This is a genomic window from Natranaerovirga pectinivora, assembly GCF_004342165.1.
In the GTDB taxonomy this organism is placed as follows: Bacteria; Bacillota; Clostridia; order Lachnospirales; family DSM-24629; genus Natranaerovirga; species Natranaerovirga pectinivora.
In genome coordinates this window covers 79,180-91,911 of sequence record NZ_SMAL01000001.1, presented here as the reverse complement: position 1 = coordinate 91,911, position 12,732 = coordinate 79,180, and the positions used below count along the sequence as shown (strand labels likewise).

Below are 12,732 nucleotides of genomic sequence, written 5' to 3'. Positions count from 1 at the left end.
TCTGTCAGAATATACTTTTATAAAATAGAATTTTTAGGGGGTTGACTCGTGTCATATTTATTAAAAAAGGATAGTCAGAATATCACTTACATATCTTTTATGAATGAAAGCATTTATTCTAAAGCTATTCCAAGCAAATATAATAGTCGAATTGTACCAATAGCTAGAAACTGTACATCTGTTTATTTTGCATCACTAGATTCACAAAAAAATCTTCACATCATATATAAAAGCAAAGACAATAAGATCATTCATGTTAAGGAAGAAAATGATAATTATACAAGAGATATTATTTTAGATGATAGGCAAAACACTTATAATATTTCTAACTTACAATTTATATGTCATAAAGAGGATATCTATTTATTTTATACTGCCAATAATCCTTATGACGAATCTTATGATTTGATATTTCACCATTTAAATGATACAAATTCTTCACCACAGTCTTTGTTGTCACTTCCAAGATTAGACTCAAAATATGATTTGACCATTAGCGATAATAAACTAATTTTAATGTGTACCACCAAAAATGAAGAGTATGAATTAGGTCTATATTCATATGATTTCACTAACAAGGATTGGGGCCTAGAAAGATCTATAAAAAAACAAAATAATCCACTGACATATTCAAGCTTATGCAATGATAATTCTTGTCTTCATATAGTGTATATGTGTGAACAATTTGGTCAGAATCAATTGTATTATCTCAACACCAAAGATGATGTCTCTAGTTTAATATATACATCTCCTAATACTATTGAGCCAATTATTTTTAAGTACCAAGAGCTCATATGGATTAACTGGATTGAATTAAAGACGAGTAAATTAACCTTCTCTACTAATAATGGTATAAGTTTTAGTGATGTAACAAAGGGTTCCTCTCAACAAGATAATATAGATAAAATACACTTTACAAATATCGTTGATCAATTATATGGTCAAAGATATTATGGTTTTATCAATCAAAATATAAATCTTTTAGTCTTAAGTCAAATTGATTTAGAAAACATATTATTAAATCAAAGTATGAATCGAGAATTATCCTTATTATTAAATAGCCTTTTACAAAAACAACAACCAACTTTAATGGCTGCTTCAACAAACCCTGATCAAAGTGATAATATTGAAAATATTGATTCTCTAATAGAAATTCAAGACACCATTGTTCAACAGTACAACGAATTAACTAATTTTGCAAAACAATTACAAGATGAAGGTAAAAAGTGGAGAAATAAATATACAAAAGCAGAAATGGATATTAAAAAGTTAAAAGAAGAAATAAAATTTCTAACGGCAAAATCAAAAGGAGAAAATATTCAAACTGCAGAAATTAGCAATGAAGCTGTAGATGAAACCATAGAGACATCTAAAAAAGATGATCCTACTATTAATAATGAACTATTAGAACAATAATATAATAAAAAGTTGGAAGCCTAGCTTCCAACTTTTATAATTTAATCTTGCTTTATAACATTAGTAACTTGAGGTCTGAATTTTTTTTGTTGAAATTTTTCTTCGTTTTTACGAATAACAATATACGATATAACTAAAAAGATGAATCCTAAAATCACACTAATAAATTCAACCATCCCTATATCAAATACAAATCCAATTAAGTATCCAACACCTAAACCAGCTAATAACGAAATTAGCGGTATTGTGTACATTATCAATACTGCACTTAAAAACTTTTCTTGAGTTAATTGTACAGAAACCAAATCTCCTACTTTTGCATAACATCTATTTTCTGCCTCTAAAACCATTTCCTTGTCTTCTCTTCCTAATGAACAAGCACCACAGGTAGAGCAGGCTTCTTTTCTTTCCATTTTAACTACTATGAATTTTCCTTTTTCTGCTACAACTACACCTACTTCTTCCACTAAATCACCTACTTTTTATATTTACTTATCTTGAACATCATCATCGGATAAATCAATGATAATTTCATCATCTATTTTATTATGATTTCTCATATTGTTATTAATTTTATGATCACTATTAGTTTTTTTGTCTTTTCCAATTAACAAGTTAATTCCTATGCTTATTAATAAGAAGGCTATTATAATTGCAGATATACTTATGTTCCCCAATTTAAATTCATAATAATAATCAATAATATGCCATACACCTAAAGTAATTAAAACACCTGCTGGTATAAGCAACCATTTCTTGAACCGTACTAGATAAATTGTTAAGAAGGCCATGCCTAGACTTATCAAAAATATTCCCGAATTTATTTCAACTAAAATTGGTATTACCGATATAACTCTTCCTATACCGATCCACAAAAGAAAGGAACCTAATACTAAACTAAAAGAACCTTTTCTTTTAAAATACAAACTCATTAATACAACGCCGGTAAATAAATAAAAAATACTATCTTCTAAATAAACACCTATAATAGGAAGTGTTGGAACAAACCTAAGCAGACCCAAAAAAAGAAATATTATAGACATAGACAAAAGCCATTTTTCCTTTTTATTAAAATATAGAACAAATAAAATAATGGATGCTATAATAAAAGGTATTCCTCTTCCAATGCTTATATTAATAAAATTATTCATTAGAACATAAAAACCAATAATAATCAATAAAAACCCATATGTATATCTTGAATTATTCATTGGATCACCTCATTATATTATAATTACTTAAACCCTATCTTCAGTTTATCATAATTATGGACTTCTAGTCCAGTTTTTAATCATTGTTACTGCTACCCTATTCTTTATCACTTATATTAAGACTAATTAAAGAAGTGACATTTCTAATTCATTTCATAAAAAATATCATACCCTAATATAAAAATTCAGGATGATCATACATATCATCCTGAACATTATCTTATATTATTCGCTCAACTTAATCTATTTCTATCATATCAATTTTTAAACTTAACTCTTCTAATTGCTTCCCTTCTACAGTACCTGGTGCCTCTGTCATTGGGCAAGACGCATCTTTGATTTTAGGGAATGCAATGACGTCTCTAATACTATCTGAGCCTGTCATTAACATAAGAATACGATCTAGACCATAAGCTAAGCCACCATGTGGTGGAACTCCATATTTGAAGGCATTTAATAAGAATCCAAATCTTTCATATGCTTCTTCTTTCGTGAATCCTAAGCATTCAAACATTTTCTCTTGTACATCTTTTTGATAGATTCTTATACTTCCTCCACCAATTTCTGTACCGTTTAATACGATATCATAAGCTTTAGCTCTTACTTTTCCTGGATCAGTTTCTAACAAGTGTAAATCTTCTTCCATCGGCATTGTAAATGGGTGATGTTTTGCTACATATCTTTTTTGCTCTGGTGCCCATTCAAGTAATGGGAATTCTGTTACCCATACAAATTTAAATTCATCTTTATTAAGAATTTCAAGTCTTCTTGCTATTTCTAATCTTAGATTACCAAGAACATCGTATACAATATCATTTTTATCAGCTGCAAATAATATTAAGTCCCCTGGTTGACCATCTACTGATTTTACTATATTTTGTATTTCTTCATCTTTTAAGAATTTTGTTATAACAGATTTATAACTGCCATCTTCATTGATAACAATCCAAGCCATTCCTTTTGCACCAAAAGTCATTGCATATTCACCTAATGCATCAATGGTTCTTCTTGGGAAGTCTCCACAACCTTTTGCATTAATAGCTCTTACACTGCCGCCACTTTCAATAGCTGATTTAAACACTTTGAATTCACAGTCTTTTAAAACTTCTGTTAAATCCACTAACTCAAATCCAAAACGTGTATCAGGTTTGTCTGAACCAAAACGATTCATAGCGTCTTCATAAGTTAATCTTTCAATTGGAAGGGTAATATCTACATTTAATACTTCTTTAAACATTTTTTGCAATAACTTTTCATTGATCTCAATCACATCATCTACATCAACAAATGATAATTCCATATCGATTTGTGTAAATTCTGGTTGACGATCTGCACGTAAATCTTCATCTCTAAAACATTTTACAATTTGATAATATCTATCATAGCCTGATAACATTAATAATTGTTTAAAAATCTGTGGTGATTGTGGTAACGCATAAAAATTACCTGGGTGTACACGACTTGGTACTAAGTAATCTCTTGCTCCTTCTGGTGTGCTTTTTGTTAACATAGGTGTTTCTATTTCTAAAAAGCCTTCTTGATTTAAGAATTCTCTTGTAAGTATTGAAACTGCATTACGCATTATAAGATTTCTTTGTAAGTCAGGTCTTCTTAAGTCTAAGTAACGGTATTTTAATCTTAATTCTTCTTTTACGTTACTGTTTTCTTCTATTTGGAATGGTGGCGTTTCTGCTTCTGATAACAATCTTAAATCATTGGCTCTTATTTCTATTTCTCCTGTTGCAATATTTTTATTGATCGTTTCATCTGAACGTTTTTCAACAACACCTTCAATGGCTACAACGAATTCGCTTCTTATTTTTTCTGCTTTTTTAAATAAATCAGCACCTATGGTACTTGTGTCAATAACAACTTGTAATACCCCAGAACGATCTCTTAAATCTAAGAATATTACACCACCTAAATCTCTTCTTTTTTGTACCCATCCCATAACCAAAACTTTTTGGTCTATGTTCTCCATTGATAATTCTGTACAACGATGGCTTCTTTTCAAGCCTTGCATTGATTCACCCATTGTGTATCCCTCCATAAATCTTTTCTTAAAGTATCGTTTTTTTCATAAAATCAGTTATCTCTTCAATTTTTAATTCTACTTGATCACCAGTTTCCATATGTTTAACTGTGATTTTATTTTCTTTAATTTCATTTTCACCGATTACTACTGAATACTTAGCACCAATTTTATTGGCATATTTCATTTGAGCTTTTACACTTCTTCCTAAGTAATCTGTTTCTGCTTTAATGCCATTCTCTCTTAAATCTTTAACAATTTTATATGCATCAGCTATAACAGCTTCACCCATAACACCTACATAGATTTCTATTGGTTTTTCAACATTCAAGTCAATATTCTCATTTTCTAAAAATAAAATGATTCTCTCAATACCAATTCCAAAACCAACTGCAGGAACATCCTTGTCCCCTATTTCTTTAACTAGATTATCATATCTTCCACCACCACATAGTGTCAACCCATCTGAATTGATAAATTCAAAAACTGTTTTTGTATAATAATCTAATCCTCTAACCACATTAGGATCAACCACATATTCAATACCAAGAGCTGTTAATAACCCCTTTAATTTTTCAAAATGGTTATAACAATCTTCTTCTAAATGATCAATTGTTCTAGGTGCCTCTCTAACCAACTCACTACATGTTGGCACTTTACAGTCAAGAACCCTTAGGGGATTCTTTTCCATTCTTTCTAAACAAGTCTTACAGAACTTATCTTTATTCTGATTAAAGAAATTCATTAAAATTTCATTATACTTCTTACGACTTTCTGGACCACCAATACTATTTATGTGAAGTTTCGCATCTTTTAATCCAAGTTTATTTAATAATTCTTTGATTACCGATATAACCTCTAATTCCACTTGAGGTTCCGTTGAACCAAAAAATTCCACACCAAATTGGTGATGCTGTCTAAATCTACCTGACTGTGGCTTTTCATATCTAAAAGCTGGTGTAAAATAAAATAACTTTGTAGGCTGCACTTCCGCATACATATTATTCTCTAAATAAGCCCTAACAGCACTTGCAGTACCTTCTGGCTTTAATGTAATACTTCTACCACCTTTGTCATCAAAAGTATACATTTCTTTCTGAACCACATCCGTTGTCTCACCAACACCTCTTAAAAACAACTCAGTATGCTCAAACATTGGTGTAGCAATTTCATTAATATTATAATTTTTACAAATCTCACGAGCAAACTCTTCAATCTTTGCTTTCAATAAAATATCTTTACCAAACCAATCCTTAGTGCCTCTAGGCGCTTGAGTAAGCATAAAATCCCTCCTTAATCTCTATCTCATAACTAATTTTTAAACTTTAATTAAAACAAACTAATGTTATTTATACACTTCCCAATTGCACATAGTTTCATATGGAATATATAATGAGTCTGGCGTCGACAGGCTGAAAGGAAAGGCAGCCAGACTTATTATATATTCCATATGAAACGTACTCAAAAATAAAATGTATATAAATTAAGACACAAAAAAACCCGTCTCTGACAAAATGTCAGGGACGAGTTATAATTCTATACCCGCGGTACCACCCTGTTTGGTTTTAAAAACCCTCTTATAGTCATATAACGGCGACGAACCGTATTAGCCTACTCACTTCAGCCAATCACTCTAAGGTGTCTTTCACTTATTATTCTTTAAGAAACTTCCAGTCAAGGTTTCTCTCTCTGTAAAAGAACTAATAAATTACTTTTCCTCATCACTGCTTTATTATATTATTTACTCAAATCTTCTACTAATATACAGTATTCTACTTTATTGATTGTATTCAAGTTTCCTTATTTTGTCAAGTAGTAATTCAAGCATCTTTTTTTTCTTCACCATAAAGATTCATTTCATTGATAATCTTTTGAAAAACAATAAATACTTCCAAATCATAAATTTTTATTTCATCTATCATCATCTTCATGGCCGTTTCATAATCAAAGGCTTTTCGATATACCCTATTAGATGTTAAAGCAGAGTAAGTATCACAAATCCTTAATATTCTAGCACCTAAAGGAATTTGATCCCCTACTAAGTTTTCTGGATAGCCACTCCCATCATAATTTTCATGATGGTATAAAATCCACTTATTAATATTATCAGAAAAATCATAGCCTTTTAATATATCATACCCAATATTTGAGTGTGATCTAACATGAACTCTTTCTTCTTTTGTTAAATCCTCATATTTATCATAAATATATTTATTTAACTTAAGTTTCCCTATATCGTGTACCACTCCTGCAATTGCTAGTTCATAGCACTCATCTTTGCTAAGGCCTAATTCTTTCCCAACTAAATAAGATAATTGACTTACTTCTATACCATGTTCAATTATGTTATCCATTTCTTCAATAATATGCCCTTCTTCTTTTATCATTATTTACCCCTTTTAATATAAATTGAAAAGAACCAATGTGTTATCTGCTTTCTTCCTTCTTAAAAAACAATTCTTTTCTATTAATCATATCATCGATTCTATCTATATAATCTGTTACATTCTTTACATTTTCTATTCTTTCGATTCTATTGTTAGGAAATATAATTTTACTAATAGCCCCTGCACCTAGTGCTATAATGGTCTGTGCTTCCTCCATTATTAAAATATTGTATATACAAAGCTTATTCTCTTTTGCATATCCTATATTTTCTAGATTACCCACTATGTTTTTTTGTCTGTATAAATAGTAAGGTATTAGATCTAAATCTTTTGCAGCATCACTGCTTATTTTTTGCATTTCATTTGCTTCTTTAGTGGCTACATCTTCGTAATTGTTTGTTTTAATATTTAGTTTTGAACCTCTTTTAATTGCTAAAGTATGAACTGTTAAACTATCGGGTTTCATTTCTTTCACATAGTCAAAAGTTTTCTTTACTTCTTCTACTGTTTCATTTGGCAACCCTAAAATAACATCCATATTTATATTATTAAAACCTAATGCCCTTGCTTGGTTATATACCTCTATTACAGCTTCAATTGAGTGACTTCTGCCAATTGTATCAAGGGTTTTTTGATTCATTGTTTGTGGGTTGATAGAGATTCTTGTTATATTTTTATTTTTTAATATTTCTAATTTTTCTCTAGTAATGGAATCAGGTCTCCCTGCTTCTACTGTATATTCATCTAAATCCGTAAGATTAAAATACTTTTCTACCATTTTTATTAGCCGACTCAGTTGTCTTTCAGATAATGCTGTAGGTGTTCCTCCACCAATATAAATGGTTCTTAATCTCTTATCTTTAAATTTATATGACGTGTATTCAATTTCTTTTTCTAATGCATCAAGATATTTATCTGATAAATCTTCATATTTATTCATAGAAAAAGAAGTGAATGAACAATATAAACACTTCGTTGGACAAAAAGGTATGCCAATATACACACTATAATCATCTTCAGTGTATTTGTTAAGAACTTTTAATTCTTCTTTTGCTATCTCCATCATTAAATTCATTTTTTCATCTGAGAGTAAATACTTTTCATTCAATATGGTTTTTATTGCTTCTTCATTTTTTTCTTTTTTTATTAAATCCATTGCTATTTTAACAGGTCTAATGCCAGTTAATGTTCCCCAAGGCAATTCTTTCTTAGTCATATTGGTTAATGCATTAAAGAGTACCCTTTTGATCTTCAACTTAGTATTTTTAAAATCCTCTTCTTGTAAAAGAGATGTCTTATAGACCTCTATCTTATTTTCCGTAATGCTTATAGTAATCTTATCTTCAACCTCAATATCAACACATAATGTATCACTATGAGTTTCTTGATTTTTAATAATTTTATCTAAAGGATAAAAAGCAGATAAGAGCATTTCAATATCATAGGTATTATCTATTCCTTTAATATTTAGATTCATATAACTCACCTTAGGTAACTATTATTCCTTTTTTCCTCTTCTATTGTTGTTGCAAAGCCATGTCCAGGAAATACATTTGTTTCCTCAGGCAATACCAATAATTTTTCTTTTATTTTCTCCTGCAATGTATTAGATGGTCCATTATAAAAATCTGATCTACCCACACTGTTTCTAAATAATGTGTCTCCTGAAAAAAGTAGGTTTTCAGCTTCTATATAATAACATATGCTTTCTTCTGTATGACCTGGTACTTCTATACATCTAATTGAAATACCATCTAGCTCTATTACCGCATTGTCTTTAATAATAATATCTGCTTCCCCAGTAATACTCATATTTAAAAAGCTTTTTGATAAATTTAATGCGCTATTTGACATAAGATCATTTTCATATTTCGACGCATAAATAGGCACATTATACTTATTTTTTAAGTACCCAACAGAACCTATATGATCAAAATGCCCGTGGGTTAATAATACTGCAACAGGTTTTAATTGATTTTTAAGAATTACTTCATCTATTTCATTGTTAAAATCTGTAGCAGGATCTACTATCATTACAGATTTACTTTTATCGTTAATAATTAAATAACAATTTGTCTGTAATTCTCCTAATATTAACGTTTTCACTTCCATTATTAAGCACCTTCTTTAGAAATTACGTTCACTATCAATTAAAAGTGTAACAGGACCATCATTTAGTAATTCTACTTGCATTTCTGCTTGGAATACACCTTGCTCTACTAAATCATAACTGTTTTTTAATTGAGTCATAAACTTTTCAAATATTAACCTAGCGTTTTCAACACTGGCCCCTGAAGCATAACTTGGACGTCTTCCTTTTCTACAGTCCCCATATAATGTAAAATTAGGTACGACCAATAGCCCCCCTTTGATATCTTTTAATGACAGGTTCATTTTGTCATTATCATCCTCAAATATTCTTAAATCAAGTATCTTTTGAATGATGTATTGGATTGTTTCATCATTATCGGAATCACTAATACCAATTAATGCCAAAATCCCTTTATCTATTTTGCCAACAATTTCTCCATTAACTTTTACACTGCCTTTACTTACCCTTTGTATAACTGCTCTCATTTTATCATTCCTAACTACTTGTTCTTATGATATCCTTTACCCCTTCTAAGTTACTTATTTTATTAATTAACTTATTCAATTGAGGTATACCGTTGATTTCTACAGTGATATTGAATATTGCTTCACCTTTTTTACTTGATCTAGCATTTAAAGATTTAACAGGTAATTTTTCTTCTGTTAAAACTTTTGATATGTCTACAAGTAAACCAGTTCTATCTGTTCCATATATCTGAATCTCAGCCTGGTATAATAAGTTATGACTTTCAGTATCAATTTCCCACTCTGATTCAATTAATCTATGTCTTTCCATCTCAGGCAATGTTATCATATTGATACAGTCTGTTCTGTGAATAGATACACCTCTACCACGAGTTATAAAGCCTACAATTTCATCTCCTGGCACAGGATTACAGCATCGGGAGAATCTCACTGCAACATCATGAACACCCTTAACTGCAATACCGCTTTTTGATTTTTTCTTTGGTTCAGGTTTTTCTTTCTCAGGAAGGTTCACTAATATACTTTCATCTGTTATATGTTTGACTTGTTTTTTCTTATATTCTTCATGTAATCTGTTTAATACCTGACCTTCTTTTAATCCACCGTGTCCAATAGATGCATAAACAGAGTCCCAGTCATGAAAACCGTATTTTCTTTGAACAATTTTCATCCATTCAGGTTTTAATATATCTGATAAAACAATATTTTTAGAGCGTGCATATTTCTCTAATAGTTCTTTTCCTTTTGTAATATTTTCTTCTTTAAATTCCTTTTTAAACCATTGAGATATTTTATTTTTAGCCTGTGAACTTTTTACTATTTTGAGCCAATCTCTACTTGGTCCTTTAGAATTTTGACTTGTTATAATTTCAATACGGTCCCCATTGTTAATTTGATAGTCTATGGTTACTATTCTTCCATTTACCCTAGCACCAACCATTTTATTACCAACGGCACTATGAATATGATATGCAAAATCTATTGGCGTAGAACCAGCAGGTAAATCGATAACATCACCTGTAGGCGTAAAGCAATATACTTGGTCGGTAAAAACATCTAGATCCGTTCTAAGCGTATCCATAAACTCTTTATTGTCTGAGAGATCTCTTTGCCATTCTAATATTTGTCTAAGCCAAGATAGTTTTTGCTCTTCACTTTCTTGTTTTGTCGTTCCTGTTTTACCTTCTTTGTATTTCCAATGAGCTGCTATACCAAATTCTGCAGTTCTGTGCATTTCATACGTCCTAATTTGAATCTCAAAAGGTTCTCCTTCTGGACCAATCAATGTTGTATGTAGGGATTGGTACATATTAGGTTTAGGCATAGCGATAAAGTCTTTAAAACGACCAGGAATAGGCTTATACATCTCATGTATAACCCCTAACACGCCATAACAATCTTTAACCGATTCTACAATTGCCCTTACCGCAAACAAATCATAAATTTGATCAAGGGTTTTATTCTGACTAACCATTTTTTTATAAATACTAAAGAAATGTTTAGGACGTCCATCTACATCTGCTTCAATACCAAGATCAGCTAATTGTTCTTTTACATCACTTACGATATTTTCAACATAATTGACTCTTTCATCTCTTTTTCTATCGATTTTATCCACTAACTCATAGTAAGCTTCTGGATTCATATATCTAAAAGATAAATCTTCTAATTCAACTTTTATTTTTGATATACCAAGCCTATGGGCTAATGGTGCATAAATATCCAATGTTTCTTTGGCTTTTTCTTTTTGTTTATGCTCTGGCATAAATTTTAAAGTTCTCATATTGTGTAGTCTGTCTGCTAGTTTAATTAAAACAACTCTTATGTCTTTTGCCATAGCCAAGAACATTTTTCTGTAGTTTTCAGCCTGAATTTCTTCTTTGTCTAATGCATAGGGAATTTGACTTAGTTTTGTAACGCCATCTACTAATAATGCAACTTCTTCGCTAAATTCTTTTGCAATTTCTTCATGGGTCAATAATGTGTCTTCCACCACATCATGTAAAATACCTGCTACAATAGATTCTTTATCCAACTCTAACTCAGCCAGTATTATTGCAACAGAAATAGGGTGAATTATATAGGGTTCACCTGATTTTCTTAATTGTTGTCCGTGTGCATCATTTGCAATTTTATAAGCTTTTTCAAACATTGTAAAATCATCTGAAGGATGATATTTTTTTACAGTTTCTAATAATTGTTCATATAATGCCTCTAGCATAAGCACTCACCCGTGATTTCTATTAATTAAAGTCATATTTTAATATATTATAGTTTTTTTTATAATAAATTGCAAGAAAAGACGCCGCCTTTTAGATAATTATTGTTAAATTGTCAATTAGAATTTTTCATATATAACAGGATATTAAAAACATAACAGCCTTTCAAAACCCTCTTATAAATCAAAAATCCTTCTATATAGGATGGGTGTCTACTGGTTATTACTTATTAAGAAATCCCTAGCCCTATCATATTTTATAATATTCACAAAGCAACTTCTTTAAATTTTAAATTTACAAATGAGTGCCGACACTAATCGACACTCATTAAGAAACACTATGTGTCTCATTTTATCTTTTATATATTATTCTTCATCATCATAATTTATTAATGATGTTACGTTATAATCCCCTAAAACTTTTCTACCTTGTAAAAAGTCTAATTCAATTAAGTAAACTAACTTTACTACTTCGCCACCCATTTCTTCAACTAAGTCAATAATGGCTTTAGAAGTTCCACCAGTTGCTAATAAATCGTCTACTATAACAACTTTTTGTCCTGGTGTAAATGCATCTGTATGCACTTCGATAGTTGCTGTACCATATTCTAAGTCATAAGCTTTGCTTTTTGTTGTATAAGGTAATTTACCTTCTTTTCTTACTGGTATAAACCCTTTACCTAAATTATAAGCTAGTGGCACACCAAAAATAAACCCTCTAGATTCAGGCCCAATTATGTAATCAAACTCAAGACCCTCTAAAGATTTTTCCATACTCTCTATTGCCCACTTTAATCCTTCTGGACTTTGTAAAATAGTTGTTATATCTCTAAATATAATACCTTCCTTAGGAAAGTTAGGGACATTTCTAATTAGTTTTTTTAAATTCAT

The 12,732-nt window shown here is 30.2% G+C and carries 11 protein-coding genes and 1 other annotated feature; of the genes, 1 reads left to right on the top strand and 10 read right to left on the bottom strand.

Annotated features, from left to right (window positions below):
• Positions 1-48 precede the first annotated feature (48 nt).
• Positions 49-1,416, top strand: a complete 1,368-nt coding sequence (locus tag EDC18_RS00425; protein WP_132249140.1) for a hypothetical protein — start codon at positions 49-51, stop codon at positions 1,414-1,416.
• Between the two features lie 41 nt (positions 1,417-1,457).
• Here EDC18_RS00425 and EDC18_RS00420 read toward each other — a convergent pair whose 3' ends face one another.
• The 10 genes from EDC18_RS00420 to EDC18_RS00375 all read right to left on the bottom strand — a co-directional run bounded on the left by EDC18_RS00420 (position 1,458) and on the right by EDC18_RS00375 (position 12,732).
• Positions 1,458-1,883: a SoxR reducing system RseC family protein gene (locus EDC18_RS00420; RefSeq protein ID WP_132249138.1), complete on the bottom strand. Its 426-nt coding sequence runs from the start codon at positions 1,881-1,883 to the stop codon at positions 1,458-1,460.
• 21 nt (positions 1,884-1,904) lie between these two features.
• Positions 1,905-2,627 (bottom strand): hypothetical protein, encoded by a 723-nt coding sequence (locus EDC18_RS00415; RefSeq protein WP_132249136.1) that lies wholly within the window; start codon positions 2,625-2,627, stop codon positions 1,905-1,907.
• Positions 2,628-2,865: 238 nt separating this feature from the next.
• Positions 2,866-4,662: an aspartate--tRNA ligase gene (gene aspS / locus EDC18_RS00410; protein ID WP_132249128.1), complete on the bottom strand. Its 1,797-nt coding sequence runs from the start codon at positions 4,660-4,662 to the stop codon at positions 2,866-2,868.
• Positions 4,663-4,687: 25 nt separating this feature from the next.
• Positions 4,688-5,941: a histidine--tRNA ligase gene (hisS, locus tag EDC18_RS00405; protein WP_132249126.1), complete on the bottom strand. Its 1,254-nt coding sequence runs from the start codon at positions 5,939-5,941 to the stop codon at positions 4,688-4,690.
• A gap of 234 nt (positions 5,942-6,175) precedes the next feature.
• Positions 6,176-6,393 (bottom strand) — a binding site (T-box leader).
• 86 nt (positions 6,394-6,479) lie between these two features.
• Complete coding sequence (locus tag EDC18_RS00400) at positions 6,480-7,046, bottom strand: HD-GYP domain-containing protein (RefSeq protein ID WP_132249124.1); 567 nt, start codon at positions 7,044-7,046, stop codon at positions 6,480-6,482.
• A 40-nt stretch (positions 7,047-7,086) separates the two neighbouring features.
• Positions 7,087-8,523, bottom strand: a complete 1,437-nt coding sequence (hemZ, locus tag EDC18_RS00395) for a coproporphyrinogen dehydrogenase HemZ (RefSeq protein WP_132249122.1) — start codon at positions 8,521-8,523, stop codon at positions 7,087-7,089.
• Positions 8,524-8,528: 5 nt separating this feature from the next.
• A complete protein-coding gene (locus EDC18_RS00390; protein ID WP_132249120.1) occupies positions 8,529-9,158 on the bottom strand; it encodes an MBL fold metallo-hydrolase in 630 nt (209 codons plus the stop codon).
• A 15-nt stretch (positions 9,159-9,173) separates the two neighbouring features.
• A complete protein-coding gene (gene dtd / locus EDC18_RS00385; RefSeq protein ID WP_132249118.1) occupies positions 9,174-9,623 on the bottom strand; it encodes a D-aminoacyl-tRNA deacylase in 450 nt (149 codons plus the stop codon).
• Between the two features lie 10 nt (positions 9,624-9,633).
• A complete protein-coding gene (locus EDC18_RS00380; RefSeq protein ID WP_132249116.1) occupies positions 9,634-11,844 on the bottom strand; it encodes a RelA/SpoT family protein in 2,211 nt (736 codons plus the stop codon).
• Positions 11,845-12,207: 363 nt separating this feature from the next.
• Complete coding sequence (locus tag EDC18_RS00375) at positions 12,208-12,732, bottom strand: adenine phosphoribosyltransferase (RefSeq protein ID WP_207669136.1); 525 nt, start codon at positions 12,730-12,732, stop codon at positions 12,208-12,210.

Coding starts and splice junctions, on each gene's coding strand:
- hisS (WP_132249126.1), bottom strand. CDS start 5,941: ATGCTTACTCAAGCGCCTAGAGGCACTAAGGATTGGTTTGGTAAAGAT.
- EDC18_RS00390 (WP_132249120.1), bottom strand. CDS start 9,158: ATGGAAGTGAAAACGTTAATATTAGGAGAATTACAGACAAATTGTTAT.
- EDC18_RS00415 (WP_132249136.1), bottom strand. CDS start 2,627: ATGAATAATTCAAGATATACATATGGGTTTTTATTGATTATTATTGGT.
- EDC18_RS00380 (WP_132249116.1), bottom strand. CDS start 11,844: ATGCTAGAGGCATTATATGAACAATTATTAGAAACTGTAAAAAAATAT.
- dtd (WP_132249118.1), bottom strand. CDS start 9,623: ATGAGAGCAGTTATACAAAGGGTAAGTAAAGGCAGTGTAAAAGTTAAT.
- hemZ (WP_132249122.1), bottom strand. CDS start 8,523: ATGAATCTAAATATTAAAGGAATAGATAATACCTATGATATTGAAATG.
- EDC18_RS00375 (WP_207669136.1), bottom strand. CDS start 12,732: ATGAATTTAAAAAAACTAATTAGAAATGTCCCTAACTTTCCTAAGGAA.
- EDC18_RS00400 (WP_132249124.1), bottom strand. CDS start 7,046: ATGATAAAAGAAGAAGGGCATATTATTGAAGAAATGGATAACATAATT.
- aspS (WP_132249128.1), bottom strand. CDS start 4,662: ATGGGTGAATCAATGCAAGGCTTGAAAAGAAGCCATCGTTGTACAGAA.